This window comes from Vibrio sp. Vb1166, from assembly GCF_033338695.1.
Taxonomy (GTDB): Bacteria; Pseudomonadota; Gammaproteobacteria; order Enterobacterales; family Vibrionaceae; genus Vibrio; species Vibrio alginolyticus.
On record NZ_JAWOTE010000015.1, the window covers coordinates 84,035 to 104,194 of the forward strand.

Annotated in this window: 21 protein-coding genes; 13 read left to right on the forward strand and 8 right to left on the reverse strand. The window is 45.1% G+C overall.

Going from position 1 to position 20,160, the window contains the following annotated elements:
- Positions 1-2 precede the first annotated feature (2 nt).
- Entirely contained in the window at positions 3-1,367 is a 1,365-nt protein-coding gene (locus R7E51_RS15690; protein WP_206957720.1) for an endonuclease/exonuclease/phosphatase family protein, read from the reverse strand.
- A gap of 394 nt (positions 1,368-1,761) precedes the next feature.
- On the opposite strand from R7E51_RS15690, the gene R7E51_RS15695 reads away from it, so the two are divergent.
- Positions 1,762-2,076 carry a DMT family transporter gene (locus tag R7E51_RS15695; protein ID WP_005376506.1) on the forward strand — a complete coding sequence of 105 codons (315 nt, stop codon included), beginning with the start codon at positions 1,762-1,764 and terminating at the stop codon, positions 2,074-2,076.
- A 79-nt stretch (positions 2,077-2,155) separates the two neighbouring features.
- On the opposite strand, the gene R7E51_RS15700 is transcribed toward R7E51_RS15695, so the two are convergent.
- Positions 2,156-3,061, reverse strand: a complete 906-nt coding sequence (locus R7E51_RS15700) for a DMT family transporter (protein WP_005376505.1) — start codon at positions 3,059-3,061, stop codon at positions 2,156-2,158.
- A 169-nt stretch (positions 3,062-3,230) separates the two neighbouring features.
- Between R7E51_RS15700 and R7E51_RS15705 the strand changes: the two genes are divergently transcribed.
- From R7E51_RS15705 to R7E51_RS15715, 3 genes are all read left to right on the forward strand, one after another.
- The gene (locus R7E51_RS15705) at positions 3,231-3,689 is read left to right on the forward strand and encodes an NUDIX hydrolase (protein ID WP_005376504.1); all 459 of its coding nucleotides are present in this window, start codon (positions 3,231-3,233) and stop codon (positions 3,687-3,689) included.
- Between the two features lie 104 nt (positions 3,690-3,793).
- Complete coding sequence (locus R7E51_RS15710) at positions 3,794-4,366, forward strand: GNAT family N-acetyltransferase (protein ID WP_047101443.1); 573 nt, start codon at positions 3,794-3,796, stop codon at positions 4,364-4,366.
- A gap of 125 nt (positions 4,367-4,491) precedes the next feature.
- A complete protein-coding gene (locus R7E51_RS15715) occupies positions 4,492-5,904 on the forward strand; it encodes a coniferyl aldehyde dehydrogenase (protein WP_132937213.1) in 1,413 nt (470 codons plus the stop codon).
- Between the two features lie 175 nt (positions 5,905-6,079).
- Here R7E51_RS15715 and R7E51_RS15720 read toward each other — a convergent pair whose 3' ends face one another.
- Positions 6,080-6,559, reverse strand: coding sequence for an aminoacyl-tRNA deacylase (locus R7E51_RS15720; RefSeq protein ID WP_005376501.1), 480 nt, complete (start codon positions 6,557-6,559; stop codon positions 6,080-6,082).
- A 156-nt stretch (positions 6,560-6,715) separates the two neighbouring features.
- Here R7E51_RS15720 and R7E51_RS15725 point away from each other — a divergent pair, with 156 nt between their 5' ends.
- The 4 genes from R7E51_RS15725 (at position 6,716) to R7E51_RS15740 (ending at position 11,708) form a co-directional block, all read left to right on the forward strand.
- On the forward strand, positions 6,716-8,257 hold the full coding sequence (locus R7E51_RS15725) for a glutamate synthase-related protein (RefSeq protein WP_206957718.1): 1,542 nt from the start codon (positions 6,716-6,718) through the stop codon (positions 8,255-8,257).
- A 186-nt stretch (positions 8,258-8,443) separates the two neighbouring features.
- Complete coding sequence (gene katG / locus R7E51_RS15730) at positions 8,444-10,618, forward strand: catalase/peroxidase HPI (protein ID WP_182015924.1); 2,175 nt, start codon at positions 8,444-8,446, stop codon at positions 10,616-10,618.
- Positions 10,619-10,783: 165 nt separating this feature from the next.
- Complete coding sequence (gene parS / locus R7E51_RS15735; RefSeq protein WP_206957717.1) at positions 10,784-11,236, forward strand: type II RES/Xre toxin-antitoxin system antitoxin; 453 nt, start codon at positions 10,784-10,786, stop codon at positions 11,234-11,236.
- Between the two features lies 1 nt (position 11,237).
- Positions 11,238-11,708 carry an RES family NAD+ phosphorylase gene (locus R7E51_RS15740; RefSeq protein WP_005376497.1) on the forward strand — a complete coding sequence of 157 codons (471 nt, stop codon included), beginning with the start codon at positions 11,238-11,240 and terminating at the stop codon, positions 11,706-11,708.
- A 79-nt stretch (positions 11,709-11,787) separates the two neighbouring features.
- On the opposite strand, the gene R7E51_RS15745 is transcribed toward R7E51_RS15740, so the two are convergent.
- Positions 11,788-13,638, reverse strand: a complete 1,851-nt coding sequence (locus R7E51_RS15745; RefSeq protein ID WP_206957716.1) for an acyltransferase family protein — start codon at positions 13,636-13,638, stop codon at positions 11,788-11,790.
- A 241-nt stretch (positions 13,639-13,879) separates the two neighbouring features.
- Here R7E51_RS15745 and R7E51_RS15750 point away from each other — a divergent pair, with 241 nt between their 5' ends.
- Positions 13,880-14,155, forward strand: a complete 276-nt coding sequence (locus tag R7E51_RS15750; protein ID WP_053349151.1) for a nitrogenase-stabilizing/protective protein NifW — start codon at positions 13,880-13,882, stop codon at positions 14,153-14,155.
- A gap of 116 nt (positions 14,156-14,271) precedes the next feature.
- On the opposite strand, the gene R7E51_RS15755 is transcribed toward R7E51_RS15750, so the two are convergent.
- Together R7E51_RS15755 and gloA are read right to left on the reverse strand one after the other, a co-directional pair.
- The gene (locus R7E51_RS15755) at positions 14,272-15,372 is read right to left on the reverse strand and encodes an alkene reductase (RefSeq protein WP_054574608.1); all 1,101 of its coding nucleotides are present in this window, start codon (positions 15,370-15,372) and stop codon (positions 14,272-14,274) included.
- Between the two features lie 11 nt (positions 15,373-15,383).
- Entirely contained in the window at positions 15,384-15,770 is a 387-nt protein-coding gene (gloA, locus tag R7E51_RS15760; RefSeq protein ID WP_005376490.1) for a lactoylglutathione lyase, read from the reverse strand.
- Between the two features lie 211 nt (positions 15,771-15,981).
- On the opposite strand from gloA, the gene R7E51_RS15765 reads away from it, so the two are divergent.
- Together R7E51_RS15765 and R7E51_RS15770 are read left to right on the forward strand one after the other, a co-directional pair.
- Positions 15,982-16,410 (forward strand): PaaI family thioesterase, encoded by a 429-nt coding sequence (locus R7E51_RS15765; protein WP_186585354.1) that lies wholly within the window; start codon positions 15,982-15,984, stop codon positions 16,408-16,410.
- A gap of 26 nt (positions 16,411-16,436) precedes the next feature.
- Positions 16,437-16,826, forward strand: a complete 390-nt coding sequence (locus R7E51_RS15770) for a MazG nucleotide pyrophosphohydrolase domain-containing protein (protein ID WP_206957715.1) — start codon at positions 16,437-16,439, stop codon at positions 16,824-16,826.
- Positions 16,827-16,869: 43 nt separating this feature from the next.
- On the opposite strand, the gene R7E51_RS15775 is transcribed toward R7E51_RS15770, so the two are convergent.
- Positions 16,870-17,745: a universal stress protein gene (locus tag R7E51_RS15775; RefSeq protein ID WP_047101465.1), complete on the reverse strand. Its 876-nt coding sequence runs from the start codon at positions 17,743-17,745 to the stop codon at positions 16,870-16,872.
- A 215-nt stretch (positions 17,746-17,960) separates the two neighbouring features.
- Between R7E51_RS15775 and R7E51_RS15780 the strand changes: the two genes are divergently transcribed.
- On the forward strand, positions 17,961-19,304 hold the full coding sequence (locus tag R7E51_RS15780; protein ID WP_047101467.1) for a magnesium transporter: 1,344 nt from the start codon (positions 17,961-17,963) through the stop codon (positions 19,302-19,304).
- On the opposite strand, the gene R7E51_RS15785 is transcribed toward R7E51_RS15780, so the two are convergent.
- The gene (locus tag R7E51_RS15785) at positions 19,281-19,541 is read right to left on the reverse strand and encodes a hypothetical protein (RefSeq protein WP_053303551.1); all 261 of its coding nucleotides are present in this window, start codon (positions 19,539-19,541) and stop codon (positions 19,281-19,283) included. The genes R7E51_RS15780 and R7E51_RS15785 overlap by 24 nt on opposite strands.
- A gap of 53 nt (positions 19,542-19,594) precedes the next feature.
- On the opposite strand from R7E51_RS15785, the gene R7E51_RS15790 reads away from it, so the two are divergent.
- Positions 19,595-20,137, forward strand: a complete 543-nt coding sequence (locus R7E51_RS15790; RefSeq protein WP_053303553.1) for an AAA family ATPase — start codon at positions 19,595-19,597, stop codon at positions 20,135-20,137.
- Positions 20,138-20,160 lie beyond the last annotated feature (23 nt).

Below are 20,160 nucleotides of genomic sequence, written 5' to 3' on the forward strand. Positions count from 1 at the left end.
GTCTAGAACTGTGCTTTAATCCAGATCATGCGATGGTCGGAAGATACATCCTTACCATCACCATACTTACCGATACGTGCATCGTTAAATAGTTTACGGCCTTCTTCATAAGACGCTGACCAGTACACACCAGAGTCTATTACATTCAAATTTGCTGAAGGCAAGGCATAGTCTACCCCTAAGCCAAACGTTGAAGTGATGCGATTCGGATATGGGTGAGTTGAACTGCGGTCAACAGCGTGTTCAGCTGCACCAAAGCTTGTTGGGTAAAGCTCACCATTCATCACGGTTTGGTTAACCAATGGATCGTTGTGCAGCTCCTGCATTACAGAGCTAATACCGTCACCAGACACTGGATCAAGGTTTTGATCACCCATCATTACGAATTTAGCGCCGTTCGTTAAGCCACCTGTTTTACCCGCATCGTCGTAAAAATAGTCTTTGCCTTGAATGTAATGATGCCAAAACTCCACTTCTGCTGCGTTTTGCGCTTTGTTTTTACCGGTGTCGAATACTGGTGGAGTAGGATGAGACATCAACAAGTGTACAACTTCTTCGCCGTTGCGAGTTGGAATGATGATTGGTGCGTCAACGTGGTTTTTCGAAGATAGACGCACTTGATCCCATTCTTCCGCTGAGTACCATTCATCACCACACTTCATGCCGTCTGGAATCTTTTGCGAGCCATCGCAGATAGTAATGGTTGGAATTTTCGCACCTTCCATATCTTTCCATTTAAATGCTTGGAATGTACGTGTGTTTGCTGTGTCAATTTTATACTTAGACATAAGGGCAAATGCATATTGACCATGGTACATGCCAAAGCCCCATGCATCACCTGGCATTTGACCTGCGGTTCCGTTGTTGTCGAGATCAAACTCACTCAACAACCCTGTATTAGTTGAATAAGATTCAGCATAAGGGTATTCAATAGGCTCAAGGTTTGCTTCACCGCCCGCGCCATCGATACTTTGCGCGACAGACAAGTAGTTCTTCTGGAATCCTTCAATGGCTGCTTTGTTTTCCCCTGTTCCGTCGTTGTTGTATTCCGCCATCATAAGAACATCAGGACGATTCTTTTGAATGATTGCTGCAACGTTACGAATTTGAATGACTTTTTCCGCAGTGGTTTTGTCTTCGGCTGCGATTGAACCGTCTAAATAAGAGGTGACCAACGCAGTTTGCTGCGTTGGTTCAATTTGCATTTCACCTACCAAAGTTTCGAAGGTAGCGCGGTCAAAAGAGAGGTTGTAAGTCGCTATTTTTACTTCTTTAGGCTGAACATTGACGTATTCAGTGTCGTCATTACATCCAGATAGTAGAGCGGCGCCAACAAGGACAGCGATAGAGGTTTTGATTGCTTTCATGGGTACGTCATACCTTATAATTAATTCGGCTGAATATTAAAGTCATCAGTCATTGTTTTAAGCGATATTAGTCACACAAACATTTTCATATTTACATGTTCAATTAGTTTTTGTGTGATTTGTGCAATAAATGCAACACTTTCAACACCAGAAGGTTATATGTAAATTGTTAAAAAACGGTGTCGTTATTGATGCGAAATAGAGAGTCCGCCACCGTTAAAAAGAAAAGCGTAGAATTTAAGCGTGCATGAGATGTTTGAGTTGTATGCTTATCGCCGTGTTTTATTTTTTATGTTCAAATTTCTGTATATAATAAGCAGTCAATCAGAAGTGAGGACGACCTCACCGCTCTATCTTTTCTCGGGGACGACCCCATCTCGTTGGGAAATGTGACATGGCTTGGGGAATTCTCTTCATTGCGGGCTTGTGTGAAATCGCATGGGCTGTCGGTCTTAAATATTCACAAGGGTTTACCAAATTCGGTGCTTCGGCATTCACTATTGTCTTTATGTTATTGAGCTTTTGGTTGCTTGGCATTGCGTTAAGAACCTTGCCTTTAGGCATTGCTTATGGCGTATGGGTAGGGATTGGCGCAATAGGCACGGCAGTCGTGAGTATTTATCTGTTCAATGAGCCAGCAACACTTATCAAAGCCTTAAGCTTGCTAATGATTGTCGCTGGTATCGCAGGGTTAAAAATATCAGCTTAACGTTAGGCTAAACACAAAACAGCCAGAGTCACTCTGGCTGTTTTTCTAAATGTCGTGTTTACGGTTCTGGGTAGGTATATCAAGCGTTGCGCTTAATAAAAGGTAACCGTAAGTGATGACCAAACGCATTAATTAATGCGCCTGTAACAATCAGACCGCCACCGACGTACGTCCAAATGATCGGAACCTCGCCAAAGAAAATGATGCCTAACAACACAGAAAATACGATCTGGATATACGAATAAGCGGAGGCTTTACCCGCTTGTTGAGTTTGCATCGCTTTGGTTAACCCCAATTGCCCAATTTGGGTAAAGACACCAACTAGAACCAACATGAAAGTCAGATATAGATCGGGCATTACAAAATCGTCGCCAATCAGTAAGAGTGAAGCGGGGAGAGCAACCAACGGGAAATAGAAAATGATCACTGAGCTGTCTTCTGTCTGACTCAGTTTTCTGACAATGACGTAGGCAATTGAGCTACCAAATGCGCCTAAGATCGCAATCATGACGCTAAACATTGGTAAAGCGCTATCTGAGCCTTGCCCAGTTTCTGGGCTTACCATGATATAGATGCCGAGTAAGCACAACGCAATACAAAGGAAAGTTGACGGCTGGATGCGCTCTTTCAAGAAAAATACGGCGAGTAGTGCAGTAAATACCGGATGAATATATTGGAATATCGTCGCTTCTGCCAAAGGTAAGGTGGTCACTGAATAATATACACACATCAGAGCCATCGTACCCACAGCACCGCGTGCAAATAGTAATGGCTTATTATTGCCCCATACAGAAATTCGTTTTCGCTTTACATCGAAATAACTAATGATAAGTGAAACGAGCGCTCTTGCTGCAACGATTTCAAAAACGGGGATACCGTAGTTGCCGACGTGCTTTACTGTAGCCGACATCAGAGCAAAGCCGAACGCGGAAAGCACCATAAAGCGCACACCGATGGGAATCATAGTGTTGAATGAATTGGACATTTTACTGCTCATTTGTTGCGACAGATCTCACTTTAGCATACTTAGTTAGCGATTAAATCCTCTCAACTCAAACACTTCTGTCGACAAGATGAATAAACAGTAGAATACGTAGCAATTAATCTGCCTCTCTTCAGCGTAACAATAAAAACTCGATATTTAAGGAGCTTACATGATCCCGATAAAAGCAACGCATGTTTCAGGCGTTGTCATTTCAAAAATTGATGGCATAGAAAAAATGCTGTTACTCAAACGCGTAAAAGGTGGCTATTGGTGCCATGTTGCAGGTGGTATCGAAGCGGGTGAAGCCGGGTGGCAAACCATTTTAAGAGAGTTAAAAGAAGAGACACTAATTGACCAAGTTGAGTTACATACAGCAGACTTCCTAGAGCAGTTCTACGAAGCAAAAAATAACCGTATCATGGTTATCCCATGTTTTGTGCTATTTTGTCCACCTAACCAATCAGTTGTTCTTAACGAAGAGCATACAGAGTATCGCTGGTGTACGCTTGAAGAAGCTAAGCAGCTGGCTCCGTTTGCCAATCAGCATCACCTATATGAACATGTATGGAAACATTATGTAGATGTGGCATCACTAACGCCATTTACGCTGATCGATCAAAAGGGCTAAATGAACGGCAACGGCTTTGATTAGTTTTTATAGAGAGGTTTGTTCTCATAAAATGAAGCGTTAGGATTTGCGCTGAGCGTTCACAATAAAAAGGAATAACATCTATGGATGAAGTCACATGCCAAGAGACGTATCAAGGAAATCACTTACAGAAGCGTTTTTCCGTCTCGCAAAGGGTCTCAATTGAGCCCCTCAACACGAAACACGCGTCCGCTTTACTAGAGGTTGTGAACACTCACCGAGAGAGCCTTGAGGGTTATCTACCTTGGACGGATTCTGTCACGAATCATAGAGAGGCCGTTAACTACATTTCCCAGCGAGTGAACAGTAACGCGCTGGATTCCCACTGGTGTGCAATTTATTTTGATGAGCAGCTTACGGGTGTTATTGGCATTAAAGGTGTGGATTCACATACGCGTGTTACTGAAATTGGCTACTGGCTTGCCAACAATGGGCGAGGCCATCGTGTGATTGATCAAGTGCTCGCAGTATTGATCCCTTTTTTGAAGCAGAAAGGGCACGCACAATTCATTCAGTTCCATTGTATGGAAGATAACATCGCTAGCATCAATATTGCTGAGCGTGCAGGCGCCACATTAAAAGAATACGTTGATCATGAGTTCGATATGCTTGACCGCTCTCAACGACTAGGCATTTATGAACTACGTTTGATGTAGTATCCACCCCAGAAATATTTTAATCAGAGTTCGAACTCTAACTTCACGAGCGCTACAATAGTAACATTGTTGCGCTCGTGTTAACTTGGGGCGTCATTGGCAGAAACTAGGCTAGGAGAAGCATCATGAACGCAATCACAGAGGTTGAAGTAGATAACTTGTTACAGCAAAGCCTCGGACGCTTAAAAGCGGCATATGCAGCCGAGCCTTATCCTAGTTTGGATGAACGTAAACAGCGCCTCGTTTTGTTAAAAAAATCGCTGCTTGAGAACAAACAAGCTTTGGTTGAAGCGTTAAGTGACGATTTTGGCTATCGCTCAGAATTTGATACCGCCATGACCGACGTTTTGCCAACGGTCTCGCATATTAATTATACCCTCAAACGACTAAAAAAATGGTGCAAACCCAGCAAGCGCGAATCCGGCTTATTGCTCGCACCTTCTAAAGTCACCGTTCAGTATCAACCGTTAGGTGTCGTCGGGATCATTTCACCGTGGAACTTTCCTGTGATTTTGAGCCTTGCGCCTTTAGTGACAGCATTGGCTGCTGGCAACCGCGTGATGATGAAGCTCAGCGAATTTACGCCAAAAACCAATAAAGTCATCGTTGATATTTGCCGTGGGTTGTCTGAGTATGTCGAAGTTTTTGAGGGTGAAGCAGACGTCGCACAAGCATTCAGCCAACTGCCATTCGATCACCTTTTGTTCACGGGTTCTACGAGTGTTGGTCGCGCAGTGGCAAAAGCGGCAGCGGAAAACCTTACCCCGGTGACGTTAGAGTTGGGTGGAAAGTCCCCGGTGATCATTGCAAAAGATGCAGACATGAAGAAAGCCGTTGATGCTATCTTGTTTGGTAAATGCATTAATGCAGGCCAGATTTGTGTCGCGCCTGACTACGCATTTGTACCGCAAGAACGTGTCGAAGAGTTCATTTCGCTATTCTTAAAACGTTTTGAAAAGCTCTATTTAAAATCCAACAAGAATCAAAAGCTGACCCATATTGTCAACCAACGACAATATGATCGTTTGACTGCGCTACTTGAGGATGCAAAAGCGCAAGGTGCTAACCTTCACACTGTTGAGGCGTCGCCCCAAGAGGAACGACTTCTGTATCCTCATTTGGTCACGGATGTGTCGCCGAATATGCGAATCATGCAAGAGGAGATCTTCGGGCCATTTCTACCTGTTAAGCCCTACAATGCCGTTGATGAAGCGATTGACTACATTAATCAGCACCAAAGACCACTTGCGCTGTATGTTATGTCGGACGACAAATCGACTATCAAACATATTGTACGCAACACCCACAGTGGTGGCGTCGGCGTTAATGATACGGTTTTACATGTTGGCGCTGAAGATGCGCCTTTTGGTGGCGTTGGTGAATCGGGTATTGGGCATTATCACGGAGAGGAAGGATTCAGAACTTTTAGTCATGCGAAAACCATTCTTCACACACCGAAATGGTTGCCAAGAACGAGCGTATTAATGCGCCGTAGGGCTATGGCGATAAAAGCGATCCAAAAGATCTTTGTTCGATAATAATTATGATTTGATTGATAAAAAACCGCCCGAATAGGCGGTTTTTTGTTTCTATGTGCTCTGAAACGCTGAGCACCAAAGTCCGAGAAACTTCCTTCGCGTGCTACCAACAAAACAAAGAAAGGCTCTTGTTGAAAGAGCCTTGTTCAGGAAATGTCGAAATATCTTGGCAAGTTTAATGCAGAACTTCACTGCTGAATCTTAGATATCTACAGTCGTTCATCAGTTCTTTAAACGCCTTTCGGTCCAGCTTAATCAGAGTTTCATGATCGCCAGCTTCAAGGTAGACATGTTCCAAGTTTGCTAGTCTTTCATCGCAAACTGTCGACATGTGGTAAGGACTACCAATCGGTGGAATAGCGCCGTGTTCACAATCGGTGAAGAGTCGGTAAACCATACGCTCTTTCACCAAGTGGAAGGTGGCATTAAATTCGTCGTTTAATCTCGACAAACTGATTTTGTTGTTGGCAGGTAAGACCGCCATCATATGACGCCCTTCATGATCCTCAAGAATCACACCTTTTGCGATATTCATTAAAGGCACACCTGCTGCAACACCACTTTGTAGCGAGCTATGACTGTGGCTGTGATTCACGGTTTGAAAGTGAATGTTATGCTCAGTCAAATATTCATCTAATCGGGTTGCAATCGTCATATAGCCTCCACGTGTATGAGACCCATAAAAAGTATAGGTTAGTCGGGCGACAATCGCGCATTTTACTCGGCGACACTGACGCTCTTTACGCTCCTGTTCTACGCTTATTGCAAGCCAGCGAGAAAGCATGGTTAACAATAATAAATAGGGGGCAACATGAGCAAGCCAATCATCGCTGATAACAAGCCGATCAAAGTAGAGTTGAAAGCTGGTCAAGAATATTACTTCTGCCGATGTGGGCGTTCTAAAAATCAACCTTACTGCGATGGGTCTCATTCGGGAACCGGCTTAAAGCCAATGAGCTTTAGTGCGGAAAAAGACGAAGATGCCTATCTCTGCCAATGTAAGCATACCGCCAATGCTCCTTTTTGTGATGGTACACACAAGCGATTTACCGCAGAGCAAGTCGGTAAAGAGGGACCGGAACAAAAGCGAGAGAAAAGAGACAAACCAACGGCGTCTGCTACTCAAGAAGAACCAACCCTCGAGTTTATCCACCAATTAGCGAGAGAAGGACTCTCTAAACTCGGTCATCATGGTCCGATGGCTGCAATGGGGGTTCCTAGGCATTTGCTACCACATTGGGATGCTATACAAATCATGGTGGCGCAAATGGCGACACAACCGTTGTTGGAAGACGTTCCTGTGTCTACCGAGTTGATTGTGGGACCAAACGCGCGTAAGCCGCTCAGACTCGCCATTCCTTTGTTGGTGTCGGACATGAGTTTTGGCGCACTTTCTGAAGAGGCGAAAATTGCACTAGCAAAAGGTGCAGAGTTGGCAGGGACTGGGATTTGCTCTGGTGAGGGTGGCATGTTACCGGAAGAACAAGCCGCTAATTCACGGTATTTCTATGAGCTTGCTAGTGCTCAATTTGGCTACGACGAATCTAAGCTTCTTAATGTTCAGGCGTTTCACTTTAAAGGTGGGCAAGGAGCAAAAACGGGCACGGGTGGTCATCTGCCTGCAAATAAAAATGTAGGTAAGATCTCTCAGGTGAGAGGCATCCCCGAGGGACAACCAGCGATATCACCACCAACGTTCAAAGATCTTCACACTACTCACGATTTCAGAAAGTTTGCTGACAGAGTTCGTGGCATCACAGGCGGCATTCCAATTGGATTTAAACTCAGTGCCAACCATATTGAGCAAGACATTCAGTTTGCGCTTGATGCTGGGGCTGATTACATCATCTTAGATGGTCGCGGTGGTGGCACGGGGGCGGCGCCAACTATGTTCCGTGACCATATTAGTGTGCCCACCATTCCTGCGTTAGCTCGTGCACGTAAGTACTTAGATGAAAAAGGTGCAAGTGACCGCGTCACATTAATCATCACCGGTGGGTTGCGAGTTCCTACGGATTTTGTCAAAGCGTTGGCACTTGGAGCAGACGGAGTAGCGATAGCAAACAGTGCGATGCAATCGATCGGTTGTGTCGCCGCTCGCATCTGCAACACCAATAATTGCCCGGCAGGCATTGCGACACAAAATGCCGATTTGAGGCAGCGTCTCGACGTTGAAAAGTCATCCCAGCAACTGAAAAATTTCTTCGAATCCTCGGTCGAGCTCATGAAAGTCATGGCGAGGGCTTGTGGTCATCACGCTCTGAATGAATTTAGTCATCATGATTTAGCGACCTGGGATCACAACATGGCGAGGCTGTCTGGGATTAAGTATTCAGGTATGGACTTAAACTGATCTCTATCCATATTTTCTGCATATAGGTACATGTTTGATAACAATTATTTATTCGCTGAAATGTTTGAAATTTTGACTTGGCGTTAACTAAAAAAACAGTGTATGAACTACGCTGTTTGAGGTGGATATTCGATTTATTGAATAACAAAGAGTGGTTACCACAACCACGACACGAAGGAGCATTATATGAGCAAAGCAAACGGCGGTTCGGTAGGTAAATGTCCAGTTATGCATGGTGGGCAAACATCTACAGATAAGTCGGTGATGGATTGGTGGCCGAATGCCTTGAACTTAGACATCCTGCATCAACACGACTCCAAAACCAACCCATTTGGTCAGGACTTTAATTACAAAGAAGAACTGAAAAAGCTAGATGTCGAAGCACTTAAAAAAGATTTAAAAGATTTAATGACTGATAGCCAAGACTGGTGGCCTGCCGACTGGGGACACTACGGTGGTTTAATGATCCGAATGGCATGGCATGCAGCGGGCAGTTATCGTATTGCGGATGGCCGTGGCGGTGCTGCTACAGGCAACCAACGCTTTGCTCCTCTCAACTCTTGGCCAGATAACGCCAACCTCGATAAGGCTCGACGCCTTTTATGGCCAATCAAGAAAAAATATGGCAACAAACTAAGTTGGGCAGACCTGATTGTCCTTGCCGGTAACATGGCGTACGAATCCATGGGTTTTAAGACCTTTGGCTTTGCGTTTGGACGAGAGGACATTTGGCACCCAGAAAAAGACACTTACTGGGGCTCTGAGCAAGAATGGTTAGCCACAAGTGACGCTGATAACAGCCGCTACTCTGGTGAGCGAGATTTAGAAAACCCGCTTGCTGCGGTAATGATGGGTCTTATCTATGTGAACCCTGAAGGGGTAGACGGTAACCCAGATCCTCTCAAAACAGCACATGACATGCGAGTGACCTTTGCGCGAATGGCAATGAACGATGAAGAAACCGTCGCGCTCACAGCTGGTGGTCACACGGTGGGTAAGTGTCATGGTAATGGTGATGCCGCAAACCTTGGCCCAGAGCCCGAAGCAGCAGACGTTCATGAGCAAGGTCTTGGCTGGATTAATCACAAAACACGTGGCATTGGTCGTGACACGGTAACGAGTGGCATTGAAGGTGCTTGGACAACACACCCTACACAATGGGACTACGGATACTTCCACCTACTATTTAAGTATGACTGGGAACTGAAAAAGAGCCCAGCAGGTGCATGGCAATGGGAGCCAATCGACATTGAAGAAGAAGACAAGCCTGTCGATGTTGAAGACGGTTCTAAGCGCTACAATCCAATCATGACCGACGCCGATATGGCGCTCAAAATGGACCCTGAATATCGCAAGATTGCAGAAAAGTTCCAAAATGACCCAGCGTACTTTGATGACGTTTTTGCTCGTGCCTGGTTTAAGTTGACACACCGCGATCTAGGACCAAAATCATGTTATTTCGGCCCTGATGTGCCAAGCGAAGATCTTATTTGGCAAGACCCAACGCCTGCAGGTAAGACAGACTACGATGTCGATTTAGTGAAAACAAAAATCGAAGCAAGTGGCCTATCCATTAGTGAGCTAGTAAGCACGGCTTGGGATAGTGCGCGTACTTACCGTGGCTCTGACCGCCGAGGCGGCGCAAATGGTGCGAGAATTCGCTTGGCTCCGCAAAAAGATTGGCAAGGGAACGAACCTGAACGTCTAAGACGTATTCTTGCGGTGCTAGAAAAAATAGCAGCAGAAGAGGGCTGTAGTGTTGCAGACGCTATCGTGCTTGCTGGGAACGTAGGTATTGAACTGGCTGCGCGTGCCGCAGGTCATGATGTTTCCGTACCATTCGCGCCAGGCCGAGGTGATGCCACCCAAGAGATGACGGATGTGGAATCGTTCGAAGTACTTGAGCCTGTTGCTGACGGTTTCCGAAATTGGTTGAAGAAAGACTACGCGGTTAAGCCAGAAGAGCTTTTATTAGATCGTGCTCAGCTTATGGGGCTTACGGCGCCAGAAATGACGGTACTTATCGGTGGTATGCGCGTTCTAGGCAGTAACTACGGCGGTGGAAAAGAGGGCGTATTTACTGACCGAGTCGGCACTTTGTCGAATGATTTCTTCGTGAACCTTACTGACATGGCATATACGTGGAAACCAGTGAGTGCTAATCAATATGAAATCCGTGATCGTAAAACCGACGCTGTGAAGTGGACGGCTACTCGAGTGGATCTTGTCTTTGGTTCAAACTCGATCCTGCGTTCGTATGCGGAAGTGTATGCGCAAGATGATAATCAGGAAAAATTCATCCATGACTTCATCGCCGCATGGACGAAAGTCATGAACGCGGATCGTTTTGACTTGCAATAAGTGAAACGATGCCCGTCGGTAGATGGGTTGATGAATAAGTAAGAGAGGCGGGCGAAAAGCTCGCCTTTTTCTTTACCTATCTTTTTACTTTGATTGTTACTTTGATTGAAAGTTAAGCTCATTTGAACCATAATAACTGGACCATATGAACCATAGGAGCTTGATATGGCAACTGCAGCATTAAAAAGCTTCAAACCGAAACAACCTCATAAATCCAATTTCTGGTTTATGTTGGGTATTGAAGACGCTGAAACAGGTCGCACTGATGCGGTTCACAAAGGCTTTGAGCCAAAGGTGTATCGCAATATTGTTGAGCGTGTGAAGCTTTCTCAGAGTGAGTTTCAAAACGTCACATTGATACCTGTTAGCACGATCAAGCGTCGTCTAAAAAACGATGAACGCTTCAATACGCAAGAAAGTGATGCAATCTATCGATTAGCGATGTTATTGAAACTCGCGACAGAACTGTTTGACGACGAAGAGCGCGCGTTAAAATGGATGAGAGAGAATGTGTATGGCTTAGGTGGAAAACGTCCACTTGATATGGTCTCGACCACGGTGGATTTTGAAATCGTAAAAGATTTGATCGGCCGTTTAGAGCACGGGGTATTCTCGTAATATGAAGCTCTATCGTCTCACACAAAAGAAATTTGCTGACACGCCATTCAGCCCCGTTGGCGCAAAGTTATTTGGAGGGCGATGGAACTCAAAAGGAACCGAAGCCCTCTACTTCTCTGAATCGGAATCCCTTTGTTCGTTGGAAGTGTTTGTTCACGTAAACAACGATCCTGCTATCACCAAACTTTACGATTTATATCGTATTGAAATGCCAGAATACCTCATCGCCACCTTAGATGAAGAAGATCTCCCTGTGACGTGGCGAGCAATACCGGCGAGCGAGTCTACGCAGTACATTGGTGATCAGTTTCTCAATGATCCTCATCCAGAGTTTGCCGCGCTGCAAGTGCCTTCAACGATTTCACCTCGTGATAAAAACTACGTGGTGAATCCAAATCATCCCAAAATGAAAGAGATCATCAAGAAAGCCGAAAAGCTCGATTTCGCGTTTGATCCGCGCATTTTCAAATAGACGCCTAGCTTTGTCTTGCTTTAAAGCATTCAGCGCTTACCTGAGATAAGCGCTGAAGCATAAAAGTTTATTTCCTTGGTTATTGTTGATCGTAAGTGAACTGTTGCGCTTCATTTGTAGTGTTGAGGTAATGCCCAAGCACCAACTCAGCACCTTTGTAAGATAAATGGCTGTCATCCGTATACATCGCATTGTTTGCTCCAACTCTCATTCGACATACGCCATTTCTGCAAATGGCATCGGTCAAGTCGACAAACTCAACGTGCTCAAATTGCTCAAAGTAGTTCACTAACTTCGCCACGTTTTGAGGGTGATGTTGTTTGGGAGAAAAGTCGCAGGCAGACTCTTCTGTCTCGCCAAACAAACGCGCTTTCCAAAGGCATTCTCCTACCGCAAACGGTGCAGAAGGGGTTGGACCGAAAACGACCACTTCCTTTCCTTTCAGTTCATTCAATAATTTGGTTAATGATGCTTCATAATCGGCTTGTGAAAGCTCTTTATTGAAATTAGAAGAGATAACAACGCGACGAATGGAAGGGGTACTTAGAATTGTATCGACAGCCTCATTGAAGAACTGTCGGCAAGAAATTGAGCCAGCAGCTTCTAGGATGTCGACATAACCGACCGCACAGGAATCTTGAGTAAGTTGCACCACGCCAGTTGGTGTTACTTCGGATAGACGCTTCACGTAAACCATGCTGTGACTATTGCCTAACACAGCGATGGCGGGCTGCGGCGCAGACGAGCACACATCGTTAACGTTGGTGTTGCCGTTGCAATCTAAACCATAACCGTTGTTAACGCGCATGGCCTCGAAAAATGCGCTTCTTTCTGGAAAACCACCGTTTTGATGACCAATAACGCCGAGCGTTAGCAAGGGCAACGTCAACAACACAATAACCGCGGACACAGTGCGCATGCTCATGGCTTTTCGGCTACGGAACGGCTTTTCAATAAAGCGCCAAGTGAAGTAAGACAGTACAAAAAGAGCGATAACGTAAAGCGGGATATTGACGTCTTGTGTTGTGTCCAACACGTAGCGGTAAAAGACAAATAATGGAATGTGCCACAAGTATAAGCTGTAGCTGATTAAGCCGACGAACACGACCCACTTTAGGCTCAGTAATCTACCGCAGACATTGTCTTTAGAGGCAAACAAAATCACCAACGCGCTACCGATGACCGGCACCAGCAGCGTAATGCCCGCGCCATCTTGCGATTTTTCAAACAAAAGCGCGGAAGCCAATATCAAAACGATGCCAATGGTTGCTAGAGTATCGTTAGATTGAACTTGGACTTTTCTCATCACTAATGCGAGTAATGAACCGGTTGCCAGTTCCCAAGCACGAGAGAAGATCATGTAAAAAGCGAAATCAGGATCGTTGCTCGCGTAGACAATAGTCATCAAACTCAGCGCAAATACCGCGATGAAAAAAGTCAGGTAAAACGCGTTTTTGCCACGAGCGAGTAGCATGAGTAGCAAAGGAATGACAATGTAGTATTGTTCTTCAACGCCCAAGCTCCAAGTGTGAAACAGCGGGTTGGCTTGATCTTCTAAACCGAAGTAATTGTGGCCTTTCAAATACAGAAGAATGTTGGATGCGGAAAGAATGGAAGACACTGCGAACTGACCAACGTCTTTGTGTGCTTGCGGCAAAAATAGCCACCAAGACATCAAATAGCTGACGGCGATCACCACCAGTAAGAGGGGGAGTATGCGACGAATGCGTCGCTCATAAAAATCACCAAGGCTGAACTTCTGGTTTTCTAAGTCGTTAATCACGATGGTGGTGATCAAATAGCCGCTGATCACAAAAAACACGTCGACGCCAATAAAGCCACCAGCGAATTGCTCAACTCCTGCATGAAACAAAATCACTAACGTGACAGCAATCGCCCTTAATCCGTCTACTTCTGCTCTGTAAGTCATATCGTGTTGCTCCAACATTCCGTTTAATGAAGTAGAGCAAAATATGAACCAGAAATAATGTTTATTTAAATCAGTGCCTTAAAGTGATTTTCAAAATGAAAATGCTAGGTGGGTTAACGAATTCCCAAATTGAATTTCAATATGGAAACCCCATAAAGAATGATCTTAAGAAGCGCTAAATCAAAGAACGTAAAGCGCGAGGCACTTAGACTTCATTGAAAATGATTACGCTAAAGAAACGATGACAGAGAATACGATTCAGGAAAAAATTGCCAGCTTTACTTGTATCGAAGAGGCTTTGAATTACTTCGACATCGAGTTTGATAGCCGATTTATCGAAAACAATCGAACCGAGTTGGTTAAGAGGTTTAACGGCTACTTAATCCTCACTAAACCGGATGATTGGTTTTCAGGTCGTCGTGCTTTAAAGAATGCTTACTGTAAAGTACAACGCAGTTTGCTCAGTAAAACGACGCGCTCTGCGTGTCGAGGTTGTACATCTTGTCAAAGACGTTAATTCTGGTGGCTTGCCTAAAAAGAACCCTGCATCTTGGCGTCACGGGGGAAGAGCAAGGTTCTTTTGGTTTCGCTATTGGTTTGTCGCGAGTTGCGAATCAGCTTTACGTAGATGAATTAACCCGCGTGGTACGCAGGGTAGTCCACTAAGCCTTTTTCACCGCCGCCGAACAATGTGGCAGGGTCATGTTCTGCCAGTGGATAGCCATGCTTGATGCGGCTTGGTAAGTCGGGGTTTGCAACAAACGGACGGCCAAAGCCAATCATGTCAGCTAAACCACTTTCGATCGCGTGTTGCGCCTTTTCATCGTTATAACGACCGGCATAAATCAGTGTACCTTTATACGCCTCACGAACTGCGGTTTTAAAGTCGTGCGGAGTGTCTGGCGCGTCGTCCCAATCCACTTCAGCAATGTGAATGTAAACCACATTGAGTTTATCAAGCAGCGCTGCAGCGGCGGTGTAGGTTTCGACTGGCGTACTATCAACGGTGCCATTTAACGAAGTGAATGGTGCAAGACGAACACCAACACGCTCAGCGCCAATAGCTTGCGTCATCGCCTCTACCACTTCACCAAGAAAACGCAGACGGTTTTCAATTGAGCCACCGTATTCATCGGTGCGGTTATTCGCTTCAGAATCGATAAACTGGTTAACCAAGTAGCCATTCGCTGCATGAAGCTCGATACCATCGAATCCGGCTTCTATCGCGTTTAGGGCGGCTTGGCGGTACTCTTCAATAACGTTCTTGATGTCTTGTTTGGTCATTTCACGTGGCTCAACCACGTCGACAAAACCCGGTTCGTCTGTGCCGTTATCGACAAATACTTTCACGTTTTCTGCTTTTAGCGCAGAAGAAGAAATAGGCTGCTCACCGCCAATGTTATCAGGGTGAGTCACGCGACCAACGTGCCACAATTGCGCGAAGATAGTGCCGCCATTCTCGTGCACCGCATTAGTTACCTTTTTCCAGCCAGCAATTTGCTCTGGGCTGTAAATGCCTGGTGTCCATGCATAGCCTTGACCCATTGGCGAAATTTGTGTGCCTTCAGCAACGATTAGGCCCGCTTCAGCACGTTGAGCATAGTAGGTCGCCATCATATCGTTAGCGATATTACCTGGTTGAGAAGCACGAGAGCGCGTCATCGGAGGCATAACGATACGGTTTTTTAATGAGAGAGAGCCAAGTTGAATGGGTTGAAATAATGCGTCTGTCATAGGAAACCTCGTTATTTTTGAGTTTGGATGAGTTCGATTTGGTAACCATCGGGATCTTTAATGAAGGCGATGTGAGTTTCTCCGCCTTTCATTGGACCTGGCTCGCGAGTAACGTTGCCACCAAGCGCTTTGATTTTTTCGCAAGCGGCGTAAATATCTTCAGACCCCAGTGCCATGTGTCCGAATGCGTTACCCAAGTCGTAACTGTCGGTATCCCAGTTATAAGTTAGCTCGATGGTCGCGCCATCTGGTTGATCAGGGTTACCAACAAACACCAGTGAGTAACGGTATTCTTGGTTTTCAAAACGATCCAAAACACTCATTCCCAGAACCTTTGTATAAAATTCGATCGATTTGTCTAGGTCAGCAACACGGATCATCGTGTGGAGAAACTTCATAAGTCGCCTTTTCATAACGTTGCGTAATCACTATGCAAACCATATCGCCACTCTAAATAAACTGGAAATTATCGTTAATTATTAAAATGATTATTTAGTGTTATGAAAAGCGAGGTTGCTGGCCCTGCAACATGCAAACAAAGATTACTCGCCGTTTCTTTTTAATTGTTGGCATATGCTAATTACTCTTTTGAGAAACCGAGTAACTATCATGTCTACAAACAGCTATTGTCATTACACTCACGAATCTCATCATCAATGTGCGGTTTGTTCTTCAATTAATGTGAATCCGAACTCTTTGGCCGTGAACTACCAATACCTAGCCGATGGTTCTGTTGTCGGAGAGTTTCACGTTTTACCGCGTCATCAAGGTTACACAGACCTGTTGCATGGTGGTATTGCCAGTTCGCTTCTCGATGGTGCAATGACGCATTGTTTGTTATCTAGAGACATTCAAGCCCTTACGGCGCAGTTGGATGTGCGCTACCATGCACCTATTCAGTTAAATGATCGAGTCACGATTACCGCACTCTGTGAAGGTGAACGACGCGGTATATATCAACTGGTGGCTCAATTGCGGGTCGAAAGCGAAGTTAGAGTGACGGCTAAAGGGAAGTTTATTCGTCCTAAAAAGGCATAAATAAAAACGTGTTCTACGGAGAGGCAATGAAGAAATTTGATGAGCTGTATGCAATTGCGACGAGAAAATCTCAATATGACCAAACCAATACTTGGTTTAAAGGCGTAGAGACTTATCTGGAGGCCATTGGCAAAGAAGTTGATGAAGTCCGCGTAGAGATTCGTGAGGATCGCCTTTGTCATTTGGAAGACGAGTTAGGCGATGTGTTGTGGAACTATCTTAACGTATTAAAAGCGCTGGAAAGAGAAAAGGGTATAGATCCTGAGAAAGTACTCGAAAGAGCCTGCACTAAATACGAGCAGCGTGTATCTGCGATTGAATCGGGACGCAGTTGGGATGAGATAAAACAGCAGCAGAAACAAGCCTTGAACGCGGAACATGAAGCCGCGCAGTTAGAAGATGTAAAGAGCCAATAACTGCGCTTGGTATTGAAAGGATAGGTTAATAGGGAATACCTAGTCAGCCCTTGGAGCTGTTGACCAACAGTAGGTCACAAGGTGGTTGATCAAGTAACGTGTCTACAGTGCTGCCAGACCAAAATTGAGATGACATGCTTCGTTTACATGCCCCCATAATCAAAATCGCTGCTTGTGATTGCTTAACTGCTTTTGGTAACGCCGTTTCAGGGTTTCCTTCTGGCAGCAGTAGTGGTACTCGAGTTAACCTTTGCGCACTAATAAAATCTGTAATGCCTGCTTTTTGGTTGCTTAATATCTCTGCACGATAGCGAGAGAGGTATGGCGCGACGTATCGGCAGTAAACGAGCGTCATTTTCCCGCTTAAGGTTTGTTCTAATTTTGAGCCTCGCGAGACGATGGCTTTATCTACTATCGACTTTTCATCCCCTCGATGAAGTGGGTCGATTGCACAAAGCATGTTGGCGTGAGAAGGCCATGAACGCTCACTCAGTAGCAACAAGTCGCAATCTTGTTGTGCTAGTTCTGTGAGCATCGTTTGAATCTCGTGTTTGTTAAAGTGTCCCACGAGCAGTAAGTCAGTGTGGTCAACAAGTCGTTTCGCAACTTGCTCAACCCAATGACTCCCTTTGAAATGCTCGTAAGAGAGCGTTGGCGTTTCAAGCTCTTCTTCTTCACAAAGTTCGACAATTAATGCGTTGAACTTTAAGGTCCAAGCTTCAAACTCAGCTTGTCTTTTTTCTATATGGTCAGAGTTGAAACTGAGAAAATGAGCGAATGCGTGATCTTCACTTCGGCGATGGTCTTCCACTAAAACCACAATAGGCTGAGCCAACGCTGTCGAAAATTGAATCACTTTACGAAGCACCTTACGACTTGGTAAGGCGGCCTGCTGAGTCAGAAAAAATACAGGTGCCATTGATTACTCCATTATCAAACAAGGCGAATGAGCCTGACACACATTCAAGTCTATACCATGAACTGATGCAGAGGCGTTTTGTTTCTGCGAGCGAAATATAAATTCCGCAATTAAGTCAACTATCGCCTAGAATTTTAACATCAAGAATTCATGCCTTCGGATAGCACATATCGTCAATGCGGCGAATGTGGTAGTGAAAGCTATAGGTAAAAGTAATGATAGATTCCAACCAATTGCAAATTAACCGCAAAGTGCCACATTTGCTTGCTGAGATCATTAAAGCGATAGAATCGACCGAAGACTTGAGCTTTTTGAAAGACTATCAAGAAGCACAGATTGCGAACATTTTGGAATCGGTCAACATTGCTTACCGTAAACGTGTCATAGAAGCAGTGCCGCCTGAGAAGTATTGGACGGTATTGAATTTGCTCCGATACGACACCGCCAAGCACATTCATCAATCACTCAATAAAGAATTACAACATGAACGCTTGGCGTACATAACGGATTCAGAACTGATCATCTTTGCGGACTTTCTACCGACCGAATTTGTAGATGAATACCTTATTGATCAAAGTGAAGAGTCTGTCGCGCATATCCAACAAGCATTGTCGTATGAAGACAACAAAGTTGGACGTTATGCCGAGCCTCACTTTCTGGTCGCAAACCCTAAAAACAGCGTAGGAGGCATAAAAACCGAGCTGCTAAAACGCGGGCAAAGTCCTGTGCGGTTGATTATTGTGCGTGATGCAAGTGGTGTGATTGGTACGATAGAGCCGCATACCCTGTTGCTGCACGAAAATCATATCAAACTTACCGACTTGACCGTAGTTACGCCAATTCTAGAAGATATTCAAACGATTCAAAGCGTCAGCAAACAAGTCTCGATTGATGGTGGAGCACATTGGTTTCCTATCATGGCTGGTGGCAAAATTATGGGCGTCTTGTCGATGGCGACCATCGCGATTACCTTGCGTGAACTCAGCCTACAAGCTGTAGTGGCAGAAAACGTACGAAGCGAAGAAGATTTGTTCACACCATTAAGCGTGGCGACAAGGCTAAGAGCACTTTGGTTGGTGATTAACTTGCTGACCGCTTTCGTAGCCTCCGCCATCATTGGGCTTTTTGATAATGTGGTCGAGCAAGTCGTTGCGCTTGCTATCTTAATGCCCGTTGTGGCGAGTATGGGCGGCATCGCAGGTAGCCAAACCTTAGCGGTGGCCATTCGGGGTATCGCATTGAACCACTTGCACCAAAGTAACTTGAAGCTATTGGTGAATAAGGAATTAAAAATCGCCACCATTAATGGTTTAATTATGGGATTGGTGATCGCGGGTGTCGTTTACATGGTGTTTGACTCTTTGCCATTGGCGCTTATTATTTGCTGTGCCATTTTCCTCAATAGTTTGGCGGCCGCGGCATCGGGTACGTTGATACCATTCACGTTGAAAAAGTTTAACATTGACCCCGCCGTGGCTGGCTCGGTAGTATTGACGACCGTTACCGATGTCGTTGGTTTCTTTGCGTTCTTAGGCTTAGGTGCCATTTTCTTGATATAGATATCCAATTGACGCGTTAACCAGCAGAACCAATCGCACCATTTCCCAACCCAGTATTTTGGGCGAGCTTGCTTCGCTCAGCATTCCTCCGTTTTCCATAACCGATGAACACGTCGTTTCGGTTCTTACTTTGTAAATCTCTTCACTGCTCAGTTCTATTCCCCCAAATTTCCCACTACCGATCTCGCTTAACGCTGGCGTGCCAAATGCCAATTTCAAACGCCAGATGATGCCCATTTTCTTGTCTGTACACGCATTACTTCACTCAAACAAAAAATAAGGAAACAAATTTGAATAAACTCATCGTATTCACCGGTGGTCCCGGTGCAGGAAAAACCTCGGTTATCGAACAACTAAAAACACAAGGCTTTATCTGCGCGCCAGAAACCGGTCGTCAAGTAATACAAACGCAGGTTGCCAATCACGGTTCAGCATTACCTTGGAATGACAAACAAGCTTTTCGAGACGAAATGATGAAGGTAGAAGTGAGCAATTACCGAGCTTTCAATATCCACCAAGGGAATGTGTTTTTTGATCGCAGTATTGTGGACGTATATGGCTACAGTAAGTTGGAACAACTGCCAATCTCGCATGAGCTCATCACGCATTGCCAGACGCTTCGTTATCATTCTCAAGTATTCATTTTTCCACCGTGGACGTCGATATTCAGCAACGACGAAGAGCGAAAGCAAGATTTTTCTGAAGCGGTGGCTACGTATCAACAGATGGTCAACGCTTATCACAAATTTGGTTATCAATTGATCGAAGTGCCCAAAATGTCAGTCGAAGACAGAGTAGCGTTTATTCTCGGCTCAGTCATCGAACAAGGCTGAAAGATGATTGATGCAAACAAATG

Excerpts from the sequence above, each read along its gene's own strand:
- R7E51_RS15690 (WP_206957720.1), bottom strand. The coding sequence starts at position 1,367 with ATGAAAGCAATCAAAACCTCTATCGCTGTCCTTGTTGGCGCCGCTCTA.
- R7E51_RS15695 (WP_005376506.1), top strand. The coding sequence starts at position 1,762 with ATGGCTTGGGGAATTCTCTTCATTGCGGGCTTGTGTGAAATCGCATGG.
- R7E51_RS15700 (WP_005376505.1), bottom strand. The coding sequence starts at position 3,061 with ATGTCCAATTCATTCAACACTATGATTCCCATCGGTGTGCGCTTTATG.
- R7E51_RS15705 (WP_005376504.1), top strand. The coding sequence starts at position 3,231 with ATGATCCCGATAAAAGCAACGCATGTTTCAGGCGTTGTCATTTCAAAA.
- R7E51_RS15710 (WP_047101443.1), top strand. The coding sequence starts at position 3,794 with ATGGATGAAGTCACATGCCAAGAGACGTATCAAGGAAATCACTTACAG.
- R7E51_RS15715 (WP_132937213.1), top strand. The coding sequence starts at position 4,492 with ATGAACGCAATCACAGAGGTTGAAGTAGATAACTTGTTACAGCAAAGC.
- R7E51_RS15720 (WP_005376501.1), bottom strand. The coding sequence starts at position 6,559 with ATGACGATTGCAACCCGATTAGATGAATATTTGACTGAGCATAACATT.
- R7E51_RS15725 (WP_206957718.1), top strand. The coding sequence starts at position 6,716 with ATGAGCAAGCCAATCATCGCTGATAACAAGCCGATCAAAGTAGAGTTG.
- katG (WP_182015924.1), top strand. The coding sequence starts at position 8,444 with ATGAGCAAAGCAAACGGCGGTTCGGTAGGTAAATGTCCAGTTATGCAT.
- parS (WP_206957717.1), top strand. The coding sequence starts at position 10,784 with ATGGCAACTGCAGCATTAAAAAGCTTCAAACCGAAACAACCTCATAAA.
- R7E51_RS15740 (WP_005376497.1), top strand. The coding sequence starts at position 11,238 with ATGAAGCTCTATCGTCTCACACAAAAGAAATTTGCTGACACGCCATTC.
- R7E51_RS15745 (WP_206957716.1), bottom strand. The coding sequence starts at position 13,638 with ATGACTTACAGAGCAGAAGTAGACGGATTAAGGGCGATTGCTGTCACG.
- R7E51_RS15750 (WP_053349151.1), top strand. The coding sequence starts at position 13,880 with ATGACAGAGAATACGATTCAGGAAAAAATTGCCAGCTTTACTTGTATC.
- R7E51_RS15755 (WP_054574608.1), bottom strand. The coding sequence starts at position 15,372 with ATGACAGACGCATTATTTCAACCCATTCAACTTGGCTCTCTCTCATTA.
- gloA (WP_005376490.1), bottom strand. The coding sequence starts at position 15,770 with ATGAAGTTTCTCCACACGATGATCCGTGTTGCTGACCTAGACAAATCG.
- R7E51_RS15765 (WP_186585354.1), top strand. The coding sequence starts at position 15,982 with ATGTCTACAAACAGCTATTGTCATTACACTCACGAATCTCATCATCAA.
- R7E51_RS15770 (WP_206957715.1), top strand. The coding sequence starts at position 16,437 with ATGAAGAAATTTGATGAGCTGTATGCAATTGCGACGAGAAAATCTCAA.
- R7E51_RS15775 (WP_047101465.1), bottom strand. The coding sequence starts at position 17,745 with ATGGCACCTGTATTTTTTCTGACTCAGCAGGCCGCCTTACCAAGTCGT.
- R7E51_RS15780 (WP_047101467.1), top strand. The coding sequence starts at position 17,961 with ATGATAGATTCCAACCAATTGCAAATTAACCGCAAAGTGCCACATTTG.
- R7E51_RS15785 (WP_053303551.1), bottom strand. The coding sequence starts at position 19,541 with ATGGGCATCATCTGGCGTTTGAAATTGGCATTTGGCACGCCAGCGTTA.